This window comes from Pseudomonas retamae (assembly GCF_043496865.1).
Lineage (GTDB): Bacteria > Pseudomonadota > Gammaproteobacteria > Pseudomonadales > Pseudomonadaceae > Aquipseudomonas > Aquipseudomonas retamae.
Genome location: NZ_JBIEIL010000003.1, coordinates 85625 through 103354, shown reverse-complemented (window position 1 = coordinate 103354; position 17730 = coordinate 85625). Strand labels below are relative to the sequence as shown.

The 17730-nt window shown below is 61.3% G+C and carries 15 protein-coding genes; 7 read left to right on the top strand and 8 right to left on the bottom strand.

Features of this window, described 5'->3' with window-relative positions; genetic code table 11:
• Positions 1-16 precede the first annotated feature (16 nt).
• Positions 17-724, bottom strand: a complete 708-nt coding sequence (locus tag ACGSLL_RS05605; RefSeq protein ID WP_394503971.1) for a 3'-5' exonuclease — start codon at positions 722-724, stop codon at positions 17-19.
• Positions 721-2661 (bottom strand): DUF294 nucleotidyltransferase-like domain-containing protein, encoded by a 1941-nt coding sequence (locus ACGSLL_RS05600; RefSeq protein WP_394503969.1) that lies wholly within the window; start codon positions 2659-2661, stop codon positions 721-723. The genes ACGSLL_RS05605 and ACGSLL_RS05600 overlap by 4 nt, the downstream gene beginning before the upstream one ends.
• Before the next feature lie 253 nt (positions 2662-2914).
• On the opposite strand from ACGSLL_RS05600, the gene ACGSLL_RS05595 reads away from it, so the two are divergent.
• Complete coding sequence (locus ACGSLL_RS05595; RefSeq protein ID WP_394503967.1) at positions 2915-3361, top strand: response regulator; 447 nt, start codon at positions 2915-2917, stop codon at positions 3359-3361.
• A 286-nt stretch (positions 3362-3647) separates the two neighbouring features.
• On the opposite strand, the gene ACGSLL_RS05590 is transcribed toward ACGSLL_RS05595, so the two are convergent.
• Positions 3648-5825, bottom strand: coding sequence for a malate synthase G (locus ACGSLL_RS05590; RefSeq protein WP_394503964.1), 2178 nt, complete (start codon positions 5823-5825; stop codon positions 3648-3650).
• A gap of 546 nt (positions 5826-6371) precedes the next feature.
• On the opposite strand from ACGSLL_RS05590, the gene ACGSLL_RS05585 reads away from it, so the two are divergent.
• A complete protein-coding gene (locus ACGSLL_RS05585) occupies positions 6372-6890 on the top strand; it encodes a glycine cleavage system transcriptional repressor (RefSeq protein WP_394503962.1) in 519 nt (172 codons plus the stop codon).
• A gap of 221 nt (positions 6891-7111) precedes the next feature.
• On the opposite strand, the gene rarD is transcribed toward ACGSLL_RS05585, so the two are convergent.
• The 5 genes from rarD to ACGSLL_RS05560 form a co-directional block, all read right to left on the bottom strand.
• On the bottom strand, positions 7112-7999 hold the full coding sequence (gene rarD, locus ACGSLL_RS05580) for an EamA family transporter RarD (RefSeq protein WP_394503960.1): 888 nt from the start codon (positions 7997-7999) through the stop codon (positions 7112-7114).
• A 201-nt stretch (positions 8000-8200) separates the two neighbouring features.
• Positions 8201-9175, bottom strand: coding sequence for a serine/threonine protein kinase (locus tag ACGSLL_RS05575; protein WP_208939500.1), 975 nt, complete (start codon positions 9173-9175; stop codon positions 8201-8203).
• A gap of 166 nt (positions 9176-9341) precedes the next feature.
• On the bottom strand, positions 9342-11243 hold the full coding sequence (locus ACGSLL_RS05570) for a PhoX family protein (protein ID WP_394503957.1): 1902 nt from the start codon (positions 11241-11243) through the stop codon (positions 9342-9344).
• A 70-nt stretch (positions 11244-11313) separates the two neighbouring features.
• Positions 11314-12078: a TOBE domain-containing protein gene (locus ACGSLL_RS05565; protein WP_394503955.1), complete on the bottom strand. Its 765-nt coding sequence runs from the start codon at positions 12076-12078 to the stop codon at positions 11314-11316.
• 176 nt (positions 12079-12254) lie between these two features.
• Positions 12255-12989 (bottom strand): ComF family protein, encoded by a 735-nt coding sequence (locus ACGSLL_RS05560; protein ID WP_394503953.1) that lies wholly within the window; start codon positions 12987-12989, stop codon positions 12255-12257.
• An 89-nt stretch (positions 12990-13078) separates the two neighbouring features.
• On the opposite strand from ACGSLL_RS05560, the gene bioB reads away from it, so the two are divergent.
• From bioB to bioD, 5 genes are all read left to right on the top strand, one after another.
• A complete protein-coding gene (gene bioB, locus ACGSLL_RS05555; RefSeq protein ID WP_090286921.1) occupies positions 13079-14134 on the top strand; it encodes a biotin synthase BioB in 1056 nt (351 codons plus the stop codon).
• Between the two features lie 158 nt (positions 14135-14292).
• A complete protein-coding gene (gene bioF, locus ACGSLL_RS05550) occupies positions 14293-15471 on the top strand; it encodes an 8-amino-7-oxononanoate synthase (RefSeq protein WP_394503950.1) in 1179 nt (392 codons plus the stop codon).
• A complete protein-coding gene (locus ACGSLL_RS05545; RefSeq protein ID WP_394503948.1) occupies positions 15464-16195 on the top strand; it encodes an alpha/beta fold hydrolase in 732 nt (243 codons plus the stop codon). Before bioF ends, ACGSLL_RS05545 begins: the two co-directional genes overlap by 8 nt.
• Positions 16188-16997, top strand: coding sequence for a malonyl-ACP O-methyltransferase BioC (bioC, locus tag ACGSLL_RS05540; RefSeq protein ID WP_394503946.1), 810 nt, complete (start codon positions 16188-16190; stop codon positions 16995-16997). Before ACGSLL_RS05545 ends, bioC begins: the two co-directional genes overlap by 8 nt.
• Positions 16994-17674 carry a dethiobiotin synthase gene (bioD, locus tag ACGSLL_RS05535; protein ID WP_394503944.1) on the top strand — a complete coding sequence of 227 codons (681 nt, stop codon included), beginning with the start codon at positions 16994-16996 and terminating at the stop codon, positions 17672-17674. Before bioC ends, bioD begins: the two co-directional genes overlap by 4 nt.
• The last annotated feature ends 56 nt before the right edge of the window (positions 17675-17730 follow it).

Sequence of the window (17730 nt, the reverse complement as noted above, 5' to 3'; positions counted from 1 at the left end):
GGCAGGCGCCGAAAGGTTAAAAGGAGGGCACCTGCTGCCGCCGCTTCCACTGACTCAAGCGCTGCTGCAAATTGCGCGGGCTGTGAATCTGCTGCGTCCGCGCGCGGCTGAACAGGATCAACGCCAGTTCCGCTGTCGCCAACGCATCGGCACTGGCGTTGTGTCGTTCGAACACCTCAAGCTTGAACCACTCGATCCAGTCATCCAGCCCGGCCTCGCGAATCTGTGCCTGCGGGCAAACCAGCGGGGCAATATCGGCCACGTCGAGAAACACATGCTGGAGTTTGTGCCCCAGATGCTCCTTCAAGGCACGCCCGAGCATGTGCTGATCGAACGGCGCATGAAACGCCAGCACCGGGCTGTCGCCGATAAACTCCATCAGTTCCAGCAACGCCTCGGCCGGATCGCTGCCGGCGGCAATCGCGCTCGGCGCCAGACCGTGGATCAACACGCTGGGGCTGAGCTTTAGTTCGCGACATTGCAGCGTGCGTTCGAACTGCTGGGCGAAATCGATCGCGCCGTCTTCGATGACCACGGCACCAATGGATAACACGCGATCCTTGTTCAGATTGAGCCCGGTGGTTTCCAGATCCAGCACCACCCAGCGCTGTTCACGCAGCGTGCCTTCGCTCAGCTCGGTGATCACTGGCAGTTGCGCGAGGCGTTGTTGCACCTGCGCCGACACCGACGGCCCGGCCGGACGCAGCCACGAGAACAGGCTCATAGCTGATACCGCAAGGTCAGGCTGCTTTGCAGGCGCTGGGCCTGACGCAGGGATTCACGCAGGATACGCCGGTCGAGATGGTTGAGGCTGTCCGGGTCGACGCGGTTGGAGTACGGCAGATTTTCCCGAGTCTGCAGTTGATGCTGTTGCATGCGCGTTTGCTGAATGAAGTGATACGCCTCTTCATACGCCGCGCCGTCGAGGGGGTCGATGACTTCTTTCACCACCAATTGGCGGAAGCGTTCGAGAGTGTTGTTGGCGTCGATGCCGTTGGCCAGCGCCAGCAGGCGCGCGCCATCGACGAACGGCGTGAGACCCTGAATCTTCAGATCCAGCGTGGCTTTTTCGCCGTTCTTGCGCGCCAGCACAAACTCGCGGAAGCGTCCGACCGGCGGCCGATTGCGCAGGGCGTTCTCGGCCATCATGCGCTGGAACAAGCGGTTGTCGCCGACCTGTTCGAGAATCCCGCGGCGCAATTGCTCGCAGCTTTTCTCATCGCCCCAGACCACGCGCAGATCAAAATAGATGCTCGAGCCGAGCAGGTTCTCCGGCGTTGCTTCACGAATGAACGCCGCGAAACGCCGCGCCCACTCCGCCCGCGACAGACACAGCTCGGGATTGCCGGCCATGACATTGCCTTTGCACAGGGTGAAACCGCATTGCGCCAGGCTGTGGTTGATCTGTTGAGCGATCGGCAGCAGCCTGCCGCGAATCTCCGCCGCATGTGCAGCATCGCGGGCGTCGAACAGAATGCCGTTGTCCTGATCGGTGTGCAGGGTCTGTTCGCGGCGGCCTTCACTGCCGAAACACAACCAGCTGAACGGCACGCCGGGGTCGCCTTTTTCCGCGAGCGTCAGTTCGATCACCCGGCACACGGTGTGATCGTTGAGCAGGGTGATGATGTGGGTGATCTGCGTCGAGGAGGCGCCGTGAGCAAGCATGCGCTCGACCAGTTGGCCGATCTCGCCGCGCAGGCTGACCAGTTGTTCGACGCGCTGGGCGCTGCGGATGGTCCGCGCCAGATGCACCAGATCGACCCGTTGCAGCGAGAACAGATCGCGCTCGGAGACCACGCCGCACAAGCGCTGATCCTTGACCAGGCAGACGTGCGCGATGTGCCGTTCGGTCATGGCAATTGCCGCGTCGAATGCACTGTGATCCGGCGACAGATAAAACGGTGCGCGGGTCATGTGGCGCTCGATGGCCTCGTTGAAATCACCGATGCCTTCGGCCACCACATAGCGCAGATCGCGCAAGGTAAAAATTCCCAGCGGCGCCTTGTGTTGATCGACCACGACGATGCTGCCGACCTGCTGCTCGTGCATCAGCTTCACCGCTTCGCGCAGCGGCGCGTCGGGCGCGCACGTCACTGGATGCCGCATCGCCAGTTCGCCCAGACGCGTGTTCAGCGAATATTGGGTGCCGAGGGTTTCCACGGCTTTCTGTTGCACTTGCTGATTGACCTGATCGAGCAGGCTGCTGACACCGCGCAAGGCGAAATCGCGAAACGGGTTGGAGAGAGCGAACAGTTTGATGAATGCCAGTTTGTTCAATTGCAGGCAGAAGGTGTCTTCGCCGGCCAGGTGCTCGGTGCGCGTGGCCCGCTCGCCCAACAGCGCCGCCAGCGGAAAGCATTCGCCGGTGGTGATCTCGAAAGTGGTTTCGGTGCCGCCCTTGGCGGTGTGCGGGCGTTCGCCGACGACCCGGCCCTGTTTGACGATATGGAAATGTTCGACCGGGCCGTCGGCGGGCTTGATGATGCTCTCGCCCTGGGCGTAAAACCGCAGCTGACATTGCTCGACCAGATAGGCGAGGTGGGCGTGTTCCATCTGATTGAAGGGCGGGAAGCGCTGGAGGAATTGCAGGGTGCCCTGAATGTTCTGCAAAACCGCGGTTTTCCCTGCCTGGGTGAAGGCGTCCGCTTTACTCATAACCATTACCGCAGTCTTTTTCGAATTGTTGTTGTCGGATCGTTGCGGCCATGGTCGACCCCTGCGCGCGGGGTGCCCATTGGACGTAAGTCTAGGTTTTGCCATCATCGGCATGGTTTCGGAGATGCCCTACGCAAACAGTCGGAAATTACCCTGTTCAGCCTCTTGGAAAAAAATCCGACGAAGTGCACATTGAAGCGCTGCCGGGCGATGTCAGACGACTGTGCCAGGTGATTGATTCGAATACTTAGAGAGCGCCATGTCCGACCACGATATTTTGAGCGATGCCGAGCGTGAAGCGCTCAGCGCAGTGATGCTCGAACCTGATCTGCCACCGCAGCGCGTATTGATCGTCGATGACGACAAGGACGCTCGCGAGCTGCTGTCGGAGATTCTTGCGCTCGATGGCATCCGCTGCCTGACGGCGGCCAGTGGTGAAACCGCGCTGAAGATGCTTGAAGAGAGGCCTTCGATCGGGTTGGTGATTACCGATCTGCGCATGGGCAATGTCGATGGCCTGGAGCTGATTCGCCAGGTGCGTGAGTCGGTGCGGGCGGCGATGCCGATCATCATTGTTTCCGGCGATGCCGATGTGAAGGACGCGATCGAAGCGATGCATTTGAGCGTGGTGGATTTTCTGCTCAAGCCGATTGATACGGAGAAGTTGTTGGGGTTGGTGAAGCATGAATTGGGCATTGAGCCCTGAATATTTGAGGATCAGAGATCGTTCGCAAGCGCAGCAAAGGAATGCGTCAATGGACGCTCCGCGTCCGCTGTTATGGGACGCGGAGCGTCCCGGGCTGCATTCCCACGCGGGAGCGTGGGAACGATCAGAATCCAATACACACCTCGGTCGGCTCCCTCTCCCTCCGGGAGAGGGCTGGGGTGAGGGTAGCGATCTTGCCGTTGACGCTAAACCTTCGCCGATCAAATAAACAAAAAGGCCCTGATCTCTCGATCAGGGCCTTTTTAATTTCCAGCATCAGCGCAACTTACAAACCATTCGCAGCCTTGAACTCACGACGACGACGGTGCAGCACCGGCTCGGTATAACCGTTCGGCTGCTTGGTGCCTTCGATCACCAGTTCGACCGCCGCCTGGAAGGCGATGTTGCTGTCGAAATCCGGGGCCAGCGGACGGTACAGCGGGTCGTTGGCGTTCTGCCGGTCGACCACGGGCGCCATGCGCTTGAGGCTTTCCATCACTTGCTCTTGGCTGACGATACCGTGGCGCAGCCAGTTGGCGATGTGCTGGCTGGAGATGCGCAGCGTCGCACGGTCTTCCATCAGGCCGACGTCATTGATGTCCGGCACTTTCGAGCAGCCGACACCCTGGTCGATCCAGCGCACCACGTAACCGAGAATGCCCTGGGCGTTGTTGTCCAGTTCGTTCTTGATCTGCTCCGGCGTCCAGTTCGGCTTGACCGCCAGCGGAATGGTCAGGATGTCGTCCACCGAAGCGCGGGCACGTTTGGCCAGTTCGGCCTGGCGGGCGAACACGTCGACCTTGTGGTAATGCAACGCGTGCAGCGCAGCAGCAGTCGGCGATGGCACCCAAGCGGTGTTGGCACCGGCCAGCGGGTGGGCGATTTTCTGTTCGAGCATCGCCGCCATCAGGTCGGGCATGGCCCACATGCCTTTGCCGATCTGCGCACGACCTTGCAGGCCGGTGCTCAGACCGATATCGACGTTCCAGTTTTCGTAGGCGCCGATCCACTTCTCGGCCTTCATGTCGGCCTTGCGTACTACCGGGCCAGCTTCCATGGAGGTGTGGATTTCGTCGCCGGTGCGGTCGAGGAAACCGGTGTTGATGAATACCACGCGCTCGCTGGCGGCCTTGATGCAAGCCTTGAGGTTGACCGTGGTGCGGCGCTCCTCGTCCATGATCCCGACTTTCAGCGTGTTGCGTTGCAGGCCCAGCACGTCTTCGATGCGACCGAACAGCTCGTTGGTGAACGCCGCTTCTTCCGGGCCGTGCATCTTCGGTTTGACGATGTACACCGACCCGGTGCGCGTATTGCGCCGCGACGTATTGCCGTTGAGGTTGTGCATCGCCGCCAGGCAAGTGACCAGACCGTCGAGAATGCCTTCCGGCACTTCGTTACCGTCTTTGTCGAGGATCGCGTCGATGGTCATCAGGTGACCAACGTTGCGCACGAACAACAGCGAACGCCCGTGCAGAGTCACTTCCCCGCCGTTCGGTGCGGTGTAGGTGCGATCCGGGTTCATGGTGCGGGTGAACGTCTGGCCACCCTTGGACACCGATTCCGCCAGGTCGCCCTTCATCAGGCCGAGCCAGTTGCGGTAGATAACCACTTTGTCGTCGGCATCGACGGCGGCCACGGAGTCTTCGCAGTCCATGATGGTGGTCAGCGCCGCTTCCATCAGGATGTCTTTGACGCCGGCGGCATCGGTCTGGCCGACCGGGGTGCTGGCGTCGATCTGGATTTCGAAGTGCAGGCCATTGTGTTTCAGCAGAATCGCGATTGGCGCATTGGCGTCGCCCTGGAAACCGATCAACTGAGCGTCGTCGCGCAGGCCGCTGGTGCTGCCGCCCTTCAAGGTAACGAGCAGTTTGCCGTCAGCGATTGTGTAGCCGGTCGAATCAACGTGGGAGCCGGCGGCCAGTGGCGCGGCTTCGTCGAGGAACGCGCGGGCGAAGGCGATGACTTTGTCGCCACGCACCTTGTTGTAGCCTTTGCCTTTTTCCGCGCCACCTTCTTCGCTGATTGCGTCGGTGCCGTAGAGGGCGTCGTACAGCGAACCCCAGCGGGCATTCGAGGCATTGAGCGCGAAGCGCGCGTTCATCACCGGTACAACAAGTTGCGGGCCGGCGGTGCGGGCGATTTCGTCATCGACGTTTTGCGTCGTGGCCTGGAAATCAGCCGCTTCTGGCAGCAGATAACCGATCTCTTGCAGGAAAGCTTTGTAGGCCACGGCGTCGTGCGCCTGACCTGCGTGCTGCTGATGCCAGGCATCGATGCGTGCCTGGAAGTCATCGCGTTTGGCGAGTAGGGCTTTGTTCTTCGGTGCCAGGTCGTGAATGACCTTGTCAGCACCTTCCCAGAATTGTTCGGCGGTGAGGCCGGTACCGGGAATGGCTTCGTTGTTCACGAAGTCGAACAGGACTTTGGCGACCTGCAGGCCACCGACTTGAACGTGTTCAGTCATTGCTTGCCTCACTCTGCTCAGCTATTTCGCTTTTCAGCTCTTCAATTTAAACAATGAAGCCTCTGGCCATTTAAACCACAAACCTGCCGACCAGTACATGCCATTGCTGGCGGCTGGGCTAGGACCAATCAACGGCTTGAGGGCCTTGCTGACGGGGCTTTCAGGGTTGCGAACAGGCCTGGGCGGACATCGATCCGGCGTTATGTAGTGCGCGCTGCGGCATACTACATGATGACTTGCGCTTGTGAAAATCAGACTAATTACGTCGTTCTGCGACCTCATGACGCATTGCGGTCACGTCGCGGAACGGGATGTTCTCAAAAAAGCATTGGATTGTTCCAGTTAAATATCAAAAGTTGTACACGATTTCTTTGCTCGGATATGTCGCTGGTGCGGCTGTTCGCGAGCAGGCTCGCTCCCACATTGGCAATGCGATCCCCTGTGGGAGCGAGCCTGCTCGCGAAAGCGCCAGTCCATCCAACGCAAGACAAGCCCTTGCCTATACTTGCCCTTCGATAACAAAAGTCATGCACAGAGGGCTGCGCCATGGACCATCTCGTACTCACCGTTTTCGCCCCGGACAAGCCCGGACAGGTCGAGCGCATCGCCCAATGCATCGCCGAGCACGGCGGCAACTGGCTGGAAAGCCGCATGTCACGGATGGCCGGGCAGTTCGCCGGGATCCTGCGCGTGGGCGTACCGGCAGAGGCTTACGATGAATTGGTTGATGCCTTACAAGCACTGACGGCGCACGGTATTCGTGTACTGGTTGCCGAAAGCGGCATCGAGCAATCCTGTACCTGGAAGCCGATCGCCATGGAGCTGGTCGGCAATGACCGCCCCGGCATCGTCCGCGACATCACCCGGCTGTTGAGCGAGCAGGGCGTCAATCTCGAAAGGCTGGTCACCGAAGTGCGTCCGGCGCCGATGAGCAGCGAGCCGCTGTTTCACGCCGAAGCGATTCTGGCCGTGCCGTTGACGCTGTCGCTGGATGTATTGCAGGCGCGCCTGGAAACCCTGGCCGATGATTTGATGGTCGAACTGGTGTTACGCACCGACGTTTGAGCCGTGCGGGTTATCCAGTTTAAACGTGCACCTGCCTGTGGATAACCTGTAGAGACCGAGCGCCACGCCACGTCCGCCGTGGCTTCGCGGTGATTGATCAAAAAACCGCCAGTATTCAGTAACTTGCGCACAAACGGCGGGGATCACGCTGTGGATAACCTTGGGAAGGAACGATACAGGCCACGAGAACCATGGCCTGTAGAGGTTTTTGCGTTTTTTGATCAGCTGCGCCGGCGCAAACTTATCCACGCATCGACGCTGTACACCGCCAGGCCCGCCCAAATGAAGATGAACGCGACCAGCGTGCTCGATGACAAGTGCTCTCCAAACAACAGCACGGCTTGCAACAACACCAGGGTCGGCGCGATGTATTGCAGGAAGCCGATGGTGGTGTAGGGCAGATGCCGGGTTGCGGCGTTGAAACACACCAGCGGCACCAGCGTCACCGGGCCGGCGGCCACCAGCCACCAGGCTTGGGAAGTAGTCCAGAATTCCGGTTGTACGCTAGTCGCGGTCTGGTTGAACAGCAACCACGCAATCGCAATCGGCACCAGCATCCAGGTTTCCACCACCAGCCCCGGCAAGGCTTTCACAGGTGCCTGTTTGCGAATCAGGCCGTAGAAACCGAAGGTCAACGCCAGCGCCAGCGACACCCACGGCAGACTGCCGACCTGCCAGACCTGCTGCGCCACGCCAACCGCGGCGAGCCCCACCGCCAGCCACTGCATGCGCCGCAGCCGCTCACCGAGGATCACCATACCAAGCAATACGTTGATCAACGGGTTGATGTAATAACCCAGGCTCGCCTCGAGCATGCGCCCGTTATTCACCGACCACACATAAGTCAGCCAGTTGGCTGCGATCAGCGTGCCGCTCAAGGCCAGAATCGCCAGACGCTTGGGGTTGTCGAGCAATTCGCGCAGCCAGCCCGGGTGTTTCCACACCATCAGCAGCTGCGCGCCGAACAGCGCCGACCACAACACTCGATGGATGATGATCTCGACCGCTGGCACTTCGGCGATGGCTTTGAAATAGATCGGGAACAGGCCCCAGATGATGTAGGCACTCAGGCCCAGAATGTACCCGCGACGCGGGTTGGCGGCTTGCATGCAGGATCCTTGCTTTGGCAGCTGACAAAGGAGGGATTGTAAGGAGATTTGTCTACGAATGCCGTACCGCAATGGTCGGGAAATTGTGAACGGCGGACAATTGTGGGAGCCTGCTCGCGAAGGCGTCATTTCAATCGACATCAGTGTTGAATGTCAGTCCGTACTCGCGAGCAGGCTCGCTCCCACAAGAATATTGGTGAATCAGAAGAGCTTCAGCGGTTCTTCATTCAGCGCCGCCAGTTGCTCGCGCAGCGCCAGTACCTGATCGCCCCAATAACGCTCGGTGCCGAACCACGGGAAGCTGTGCGGAAACGCCGGATCGTCCCAGCGTCGCGCCAACCAGGCGCTGTAATGCATCAACCGCAGGGCACGCAGCGGTTCGATCAACGCCAGTTCACGCGGGTCGAAATCGTGGAACTCGTTGTAGCCGTCCATCAGTTCCGACAACTGTCCCAGACAGTCCTGACGATCACCGGCGAGCATCATCCAGATGTCCTGCACCGCCGGGCCCATGCGGCAGTCGTCGAGGTCGACGATGTGAAACATCTCGTCGCGGCACATCATGTTGCCGGGGTGGCAGTCGCCGTGCATGCGGATGTTCTGGTGCGGGGTATTGGCATAGGCATCTTCGACGCGCTTGAGCAGGTCGCGAGCGACGGACTCATAAGCCGGCAGCAGGCTTTTCGGAATGAAGTTGCCTTCGAGCAGGGTGTTCAGCGAGGCGTGACCAAAGTTCTGCACGGCGAGGGCTTCGCGGTGTTCGAACGGTTTGGTCGCGCCGACCGCGTGTATCCGCCCAAGCAACTGGCCGAGGCGATACAGCTGATCAAGGTTGCCCGGCTCCGGCGCGCGGCCGCCGCGACGCGGAAACAGAGTGAAGCGGAAACCGGCGTGCTCGTGCAGGGTTGCGCCGTTGTGAACCAGCGGCGCGACTACAGGGATGTCTACGTTGGCCAATTCAAAGGTGAACTGGTGTTCTTCGAGGATGGCTTCGTTGGTCCAGCGCTGCGGACGGTAGAACTTGGCGATCAGCGGCTCGGAGTCTTCGATGCCGACCTGATAGACACGGTTTTCATAGCTGTTGAGCGCCAGAATGCGTGCATCGCTGAGAAAACCGATGCTTTCGACAGCATCGAGGACGAGATCAGGTGTGAGGGTTTCAAACGGGTGGGCCATGCTGACTCCTGCGCGCAGCAGGCTGCCGCGTCCGGCCCGGCATGGTAGCGCAGATGGCGGCGGGGAAGTTGGTTGGTGTCCTTGCTAATGCCATCGCTGGCAAGCCAGCTCCCACAGGTTTTGCGCAAGACCTTGTGGGAGCTGGCTTGCCAGCGATGAGGGTTTTTCAGGCGCCGACGATCCCGCCATCCTCACAGGTAATCGCCATCACCGACGACCGTGGCTTGCCATTGGGCAGATGCTCGGGGAAGGTCGAACCGCCGTTTTCGCCCGGATGCTGGATCCCGACAAACAGGGTTTTCTGATCTGGCGAGAAGCTGATCCCGGTCACCTCGCAACCTACCGGCCCGACCATGAACCGGCGAATCTCACCGGTTTTCGGATCGGCGCAGAGCATCTGGTTGTTGCCCATCCCGGCGAAGTCGCCGGCATTGCTCGAATCGCCGTCGGTGAGAATCCACAGGCGGCCGGCCTTGTCGAAACCCAGGCCATCCGGGCTGTTGAACATGTTCTGCGGGGTAATGTTCGACGAGCCGCCCTTCGGCGTCCCGGCATGCACGCCGGGGTTGCCAGCGACCACGAACAGATCCCAGGCAAAGGTCTTCGAGGCGTGATCGTCGCGGTCGGTGCGCCAGCGCAGAATCTGCCCGTAGACGTTCTTCTCGCGCGGGTTCGGGCCGCCCACTGGTTGGCCGTCCTCGCCACGTTTGGCGTTGTTGGTCAGGGTGCAATAGACCTGGCCATCCTTGGGGCTGACGACAATCCACTCCGGGCGATCCATGCGTGTCGCGCCGACGACGCTGGCCGCCAGGCGTGCATGAATCAGCACTTCGGCCTGATCGGCGAAACCGCTGCTGGCGTCGATGCCGTTCTTGCCGTGGGTCAGTTCGATCCACTGGCCCTGGCCTTTCGGATGATCAGGGTTGCCGTCACCGGCATCGAATTTGGCCACGTACAGGGTGCCGTGATCGAGGATGTCACGGTTGGCTTTGGCATTGCGGTGGTTGATGCGGTCACGGCTGACGAATTTGTAGATGAACTCGCCACGCTCGTCGTCGCCCATGTACACCACGGCGCGGCCGTCGTCGGTCTCGGCCAGCGCGGCGTTTTCGTGTTTGAAACGACCCAGTGCGGTGCGCTTGACCGGGGTCGATTGCGGATCGAACGGATCGATCTCGACCACCCAGCCGTGACGGTTCAGCTCATTCGGGTTCTTGGCCATGTCGAAACGCGGATCGTACGGGTGCCAGTTGATCTCGCGGCTGGCGGCCGTTACGCCGTAGCGTTTTTGCGCGGCGTCGAATTGCTGCTGGGCATTGCTGCTGCCAAAACAGTCGGTGAAGTTTTCTTCGCAGGTCAGGTAGGTGCCCCACGGCGTTTTGCCGTTGGCGCAGTTCTGGAACGTGCCGAGGACTTTCTTGCCGTGCTTGTCGGCGGCGGTTTTCATCAAGTCATGACCGGCCGCCGGACCGCTGATGCGCAGCGGCGAATTGCCGTGGATGCGCCGGTTGTAGCGTGAGCCCTGGACGAACTGCCATTGGCCGTTCTTGCGCTGCACCTCGATCACCGAGACGCCTTCACAGGCCAGCGCCTTGCGCACGTCTTCAGCCGACTGCGGCATGCCGCCGTGCGGGTAGAGGTAGCGGTAGTTGGTGTATTCGTTGTTGATCGCCATCAACGCGCGGTTGCGGTCATCCGGGAAGGCGAACAGGCTCATGCCGTCGTTGTTGTCGCCAAACTGCACTTCCTGTGCGGCTGCGGTGCCGTTGCCGCTCGGGTCGAAGGCCGGGCCGTTCTTGTGCAGTGGCTGGCCCCAACTGATCAGCACCGAAGACTTGTAGCCTTTGGGCAGGCTGATCGCGTCGCTGGTTGCGGCGGGAATGCTTTCAAAACCGAGCAGACGGCTGTTGCCGGCGCTGACACTGGCCGCCATCACGCTGCGGCTCAGCAGGTTGCCGCCCAGAAACATCGCGGCACCGCACAACGCACCGGCGCTGATGAAACCGCGACGGCTGAGGCCGACCATTTTTTCCAGATCGGTGGATTGGTTTTCTTCTAACAGGCTCATCTCAGGCTCCCTGCATGGTTTTGGCAGCCACCTTAATGAGCAACGATGACGCTTTCGTGGCAACGCCCGATCAGAGCGGCGTGCCGATCAGCACGTTGGTCGGCGAAAACTGCACGCGCACCGGCTGGCCGACGCCCAAGCCGCGCTCGCGCAACTCCAGCGAATCGGCCAGCGCGCAAAGGGTGTGGCCGTTGGGCAAAGAAATGCGCACTTCGCTGGGGCCGTCTTCGGCATCGAGAATCGCCTCGATGATGCCGTCGAGCAAATTGTGTCCCGGCGTTGCGCCTTGCTCGCGCCCGAGCAATTCCAGCCAGCCAGCCTTGATCAGCGCGACCACTGGCGTGCCGATCTGCAGCTCCAGGTGCAGGGTGCTGTCGTGAGTGATTTGCGCATCCAGGCACAGGCCTTCGGCCAGTTCGAGGCGGATCAGGTCGTTGCGGCCCTGACTGCCGATCGCTACCACCTTGCCGTGCAACTGATTGCGCGCGCTGGTTCTGAGCATCAGGCGCCCGAGCAGGTCCAGATCACTGGCGTCTTCGGCGGCTTCGAGCACTTGCGCCTGCAGGGCCTGCAGCTTTTGATAGAGGCGCAACACCCGTTCGCCTTCGCTGGACAGTTTGGCACCGCCACCGCCCTTGCCGCCGATAACCCGTTCGACCAGTGGTTTGTGCGCCAGGTTGTTCAGCTCATCGATGGCGTCCCACGCCGCCTTGTAACTCAGGCCCGCGCTTTTCGCCGCGCGGGTGATCGAGCCCTGCTCGGCGATGTGTTGCAACAGGGCGATGCGCTGCGGACGGCGCACGATGTGTTGGGAGAGGAGGGTGGGTAGGGACATTTGAGAATGCTTGGTCGGGTGATGTAGACAGAAATTGGCGGCTTGGAACGTTTGAGTCAAGCCACACATAGAACCCTGTGGGAGCGAGCCTGCTCGCGAAGGCGGTGTGTCAGCCGACAGCTGTGTTGGATGTGCCGACGCTTTCGCGAGCAGGCTCGCTCCCACTGGTGGGGGGCTCAAGAGCCCGGTTTTGGCGTGCGCGCGAGACAATACACATCGACCCGCGTGGCCCCGGCGTTTATCAATAACCGGGCCAGCGCCTGGGCGGTGGCGCCAGTAGTCAGCACGTCATCGATCAGCGCGAAATGCCGGCCGTTTACCGCTGCGTTTGGCGCCAGATCGAAGGCGTTGCGCAAATTGTGTTTGCGCGCATTGGCGTCGAGAGCCTGCTGCGCATCGGTCTCTTTGACGCGACGCAAGATCTGTTCATCGCAAGGCAGATTCAGCGACTTGCCCAGCCACCGCGCGAGCATGGTCGCCTGGTTGAACCCGCGTTGACGCAAGCGTTTACGCGCCAGTGGCACCGGCACCAACGCGTCGGGCCTTGGCAAATCTTCATCGAAGCGATGTTGCAGGTATTGTCCGAGTACGTCGGCGAGCAGGTGGCCAAACGGCCATTTCGAGTTGTGTTTAAAGCGCGTTACCAGAGCGTCCACCGGGAAGCCATACACCCAAGGCGCAACGACCTGCGCAAAGGCCGGAGGCTCTAGCAGGCATGCTCCGCACGTCAGACCGTCGGCAATCAAGGGTAAAGCGCAGCGCTGGCAATGGCTGCCGAGCCAGGGCAACTCGGTTTCGCAGGCCACGCAGATGGGCATTTCTGCTTCTGCGGGCTCATCACACAACAAGCAGGTCTGTACGTTTTTTAAACAGATGTAAACCGCTCCTTCGTATCGTGGTTGACAGCGCATGACACTTCCTTAAATATGCCGAACATCCGTGTAGCGCCTGTGGGTATTCCGTTCCCCGGCGCCAGCCAAGCATAACCAAGGAATTGCCCATGAGCGCGAGCACCACCGCCACCCTGCGTCACGATTGGTCTCTGGCCGAAGTCAAAGCACTCTTCGTACAGCCATTCAACGACTTGCTGTTCCAGGCACAAACGGTGCACCGCGCGCACTTCAACGCCAACCGCGTTCAGGTCTCGACGCTGCTGTCGATCAAGACTGGCGCCTGCCCGGAAGACTGCAAGTACTGTCCGCAGTCCGGTCACTACAACACCGGTCTTGAAAAAGAAAAGCTGATGGAAGTGCAGAAAGTCCTCGAAGAGGCGGCGCGCGCCAAAGCCATCGGCTCGACGCGCTTCTGCATGGGGGCCGCGTGGAAGCATCCTTCGGCCAAGGACATGCCCTACGTGCTGAAAATGGTTGAAGGCGTCAAAGCCATGGGCCTGGAAACCTGCATGACCCTCGGCCGACTGGACCAGGAGCAGACCGAAGCGCTGGCCAAGGCCGGTCTCGACTACTACAACCACAACCTCGACACCTCGCCGGAGTTCTACGGCAGCATCATCACCACGCGCACTTACAGCGAGCGTCTGCAGACGCTGGCTTACGTGCGTGAGTCGGGCATGAAGATCTGCTCCGGCGGCATTCTCGGCATGGGCGAGTCGCTGGATGACCGCGCCAATCTGCTGATCCAACTGGCCAACCTGCCAGAGCATCCGGAATCGGTGCCGATCAACATGCTGGTCAAGGTCGCCGGCACACCGCTGGAAAATGCTGAAGATATCGATCCGTTCGACTTCATCCGCATGCTCGCCGTGGCGCGCATCCTCATGCCGCAATCTCACGTACGCCTGTCCGCTGGCCGCGAAGCGATGAACGAGCAGATGCAGGCGCTGGCGTTTTTCGCGGGTGCCAACTCGATTTTCTACGGCGACAAGTTGCTCACCACCGCCAACCCGCAGGCGGACAAGGACATGCAGTTGTTCGCACGTTTGGGCATCCAGCCGGAAGCGCGCGAAGAGCATGCCGATGAAGTGCATCAGGCGGCGATCGAACAGGCGTTGGTGGAGCAGAAGAGCAGCGAGCAGTTTTATAACGCTGCCGTCTAAAACGGCGGAGTCGCTTTGAAGCAATGCAACACCCTGTGGGAGCGAGCCTGCTCGCGAAGGCGGCGTGTCAGTCACCTTTGATACTGAAGTTGACGGCCCCTTCGCGAGCAGGCTCGCTCCCACAGGGAATCTGTGTCATATGAAAAATCGAGGCCTGCATGTCTTTCGATCTCGCCGCACGCCTTGCCGCCCGTCGTGCCGACAACCTCTACCGCCAGCGCCCGCTGCTTGAATCCCCGCAGGGGCCGCAAGTGGTGGTCGACGGCAATCCGTTGCTGGCCTTCTGCAACAACGATTACCTGGGCCTTGCCAATCACCCGCAGGTGATCGAAGCCTGGCGCGCCGGGGCCGAGCGTTGGGGCGTTGGCGGTGGTGCCTCGCATCTGGTGATCGGCCATAGCGGTCCGCATCACGCGCTCGAAGAAGCGCTGGCGGACCTGACCGGTCGGCCGCGTGCGCTGTTGTTTACCACCGGTTACATGGCCAATCTCGGCGCTGTCACAGCGCTGGTCGGGCAGGGCGATACAGTGCTCGAGGACCGGCTCAATCATGCTTCGCTGCTGGATGCCGGTCTGTTGTCCGGTGCGCGGTTCAATCGCTATCTGCATAACGACGCGCAGAGCTTGGCCAAGCGTCTCGAGAAAGCCACCGGCAATACGCTGGTGGTCACCGATGGCGTGTTCAGCATGGACGGCGATATTGCCGATCTGCCGGCACTGGCCCGTGAAGCCAAGGCCAAAGGTGCCTGGCTGATGGTCGATGATGCCCATGGTTTTGGCCCGCTCGGCGCCACGGGCGCGGGCATCGTCGAGCATTTCGGCCTGAGCCCGGACGATGTGCCGGTGCTGGTCGGCACCCTCGGCAAGGCGTTCGGCACGGCTGGCGCATTTGTCGCCGGCAGCGAAGAGCTGATCGAAACCCTGATCCAGTTCGCCCGCCCGTACATTTACACCACCAGCCAGCCACCGGCGTTGGCCTGCGCGACGCTGAAAAGCCTTGAACTGCTGCGCAGCGAACACTGGCGTCGCGAGCATCTGCAGGCGTTGATCCGCCAGTTCCGCCACGGCGCCGAGCAGATCGGCCTGCAATTGATGGACAGCTTTACCCCGATCCAGCCGATCCTGATTGGCGATGCCGGACGCGCAGTGCGCCTGTCGCAGATGCTGCGCGAGCGCGGGTTGATGGTCACGGCGATCCGCCCGCCGACCGTGCCCGCCGGCAGCGCACGGCTGCGCGTGACCCTGACCGCCGCCCACAGCGAGGCGCAGGTGCAGCTATTGTTAGAGGGACTGGCCGATTGCTTTGCTCGGCTTTCGTCGGAGCCAAACCATGCGTGATCGTCTGATTCTGTTGCCTGGCTGGGGCCTTGGCATCTCGCCAATGGAACCTTTGGCGGCCGCATTGCAAGGGCTGGACGAGCATCTGACGGTCAGCATCGAGCCGTTGCCGGAGCTGGATTCCAGTGACCCGCAGGACTGGCTCGATGAACTCGATGAACGTATCCCTCAAGATGTGTGGCTCGGCGGCTGGTCGCTGGGCGGCATGCTCGCCGCCGAACTGGCGGCGCGCCGTGGCGAGCATTGCTGCGGTGTGCTGACGCTGGCGAGCAATCCCTGTTTCGTTGCCCATGAGCAGTGGCCAAGTGCGATGCCGGCCGAGACGTTCGATGCGTTTCTGGCCGGTTGCCAGGCCGACCCGCGCGCGACTCTCAAGCGTTTTTCGCTGCTGTGTGCCCAAGGCGCACAAGATGCGCGTGGCTTGTCCCGATTGCTGCTCGGCGCGGCACCGAACACCTCGCCCGCAGTATTGATGGCCGGTCTGGAATTGCTCGCGCAGCTGGATATCCGCGCGGCGCTGCAGGCGTTTCGCGGTCCGCAGTTGCACCTGTTCGCCGGCCAGGACGGTCTGGTGCCCGCGGAAGCTGCCGGGGCGTTGTTTGCGTTGTTGCCGGATATCGAAATTGGCCTGATCGAACAGGCCAGCCATGCGTTTCTTCTGGAGGACCCCCACGGACTGGCGGGCGCAATCCAGGCTTTTCTACACGAGTGCGCTGATGACTGATTTGTCTCTTGTGCTGCCGGGCGGCTTGCCCGACAAGCGTCAGGTTGCCGCGTCTTTTTCCCGCGCGGCGGCCAGTTATGACAGCGTCGCCGAGCTGCAACGTGATGTCGGTACACAGTTGCTGGCGCGCTTGCCGCTGGATTTCGTCCCCGCTCGTTGGCTGGATCTGGGCTGTGGCACCGGCTATTTCACTCGCGCGCTGGGCTCACGCTTTACCGAAGGCCAAGGGCTGGCGCTGGATATTGCCCAAGGCATGCTCAACCACGCGCGGCCGCTGGGCGGCGCCGAGCATTTCATTGCCGGCGATGCGGAGCGCCTGCCGTTGCAGGACTCGACCTGTGAGCTGATCTTCTCCAGCCTCGCGGTGCAGTGGTGTGCGGATTTCGAGGCGGTGCTCAGCGAGGCGTTTCGCGTACTGAAACCAGGCGGAATTTTTGCATTTGCTAGTCTTTGCACAGGGACGCTGTTCGAGCTGCGCGAGAGTTGGCGACAGGTCGACGGGCTGGTGCATGTCAACCGCTTCCGCGAATTTGCTCGCTATGAGCAGGCGTGTGCGGCCAGTGGCCTGCGCACGCTGAGTCTGGCGAATCTGCCGCACGTGCTGCATTACCCGGATGTGCGCAGTCTGACCCATGAGTTGAAAGCGCTGGGCGCGCACAATCTCAATCCGGGACGGCCGGGTGGCTTGACCGGGCGCGTGCGGATTCTTGCGCTGGTCGAGGCTTACGAGCGGTTCCGCAAGGCGTCGGGATTGCCGGCGACTTATCAGGTGGTCTACGCCGTGTTGGAGAAACCCGTATGAGCGCAGCCTATTTCATCACCGGCACCGACACCGATGTTGGCAAAACTACTGTAGCCGCCGGTTTGCTGCACGCGGCGCGCTTGGCGGGCTTGAGTACGGCGGCGGGCAAACCGGTGGCATCCGGGTGCGAAGTTACGCCCAAGGGTTTGCGCAACGCCGATGCGCTGGCGCTGCTGGCCGAGTGTTCGCTGCCGCTGACGTATCAACAGGTCAATCCGCTGGCGTTCGAACCGGCTATCGCTCCGCATCTGGCGGCGCGCGAAGCGGGGGTGGCGTTGACCGTGCAAGCGTTGCTGGCGCCGATGCGCGCGATCCTCGCGATGAACGCCGATTTCACCTTGATCGAAGGTGCCGGCGGCTGGCGGGTGCCGTTGGCCGATCAGGATAATCTGTCGGATCTGGCGATCGCGCTGAAGCTGCCGGTGATTCTGGTGGTGGGTGTGCGGTTGGGTTGCATCAGCCATGCCTTGCTCACGGCCGAGGCGATAGCCCGCGATGGTCTGCAACTGGCCGGGTGGGTGGCGAACATCATTGATCCGAAGACCTCGCGGCTGGAAGAAAATCTGGCGACACTGGCTGAGCGGATCCCCGCGCCGTGCCTGGGCCGCGTGCCGAAACTCAAGGCACCGAGCGCCGAAGCGGTCGCCGAGCACTTGCAACTGGATCTGCTCGACTAAGCTTTTGTCTATGGGCAGGCACTGTGCCATTAGTGTTTTTGACGGGTGTTTTTCTG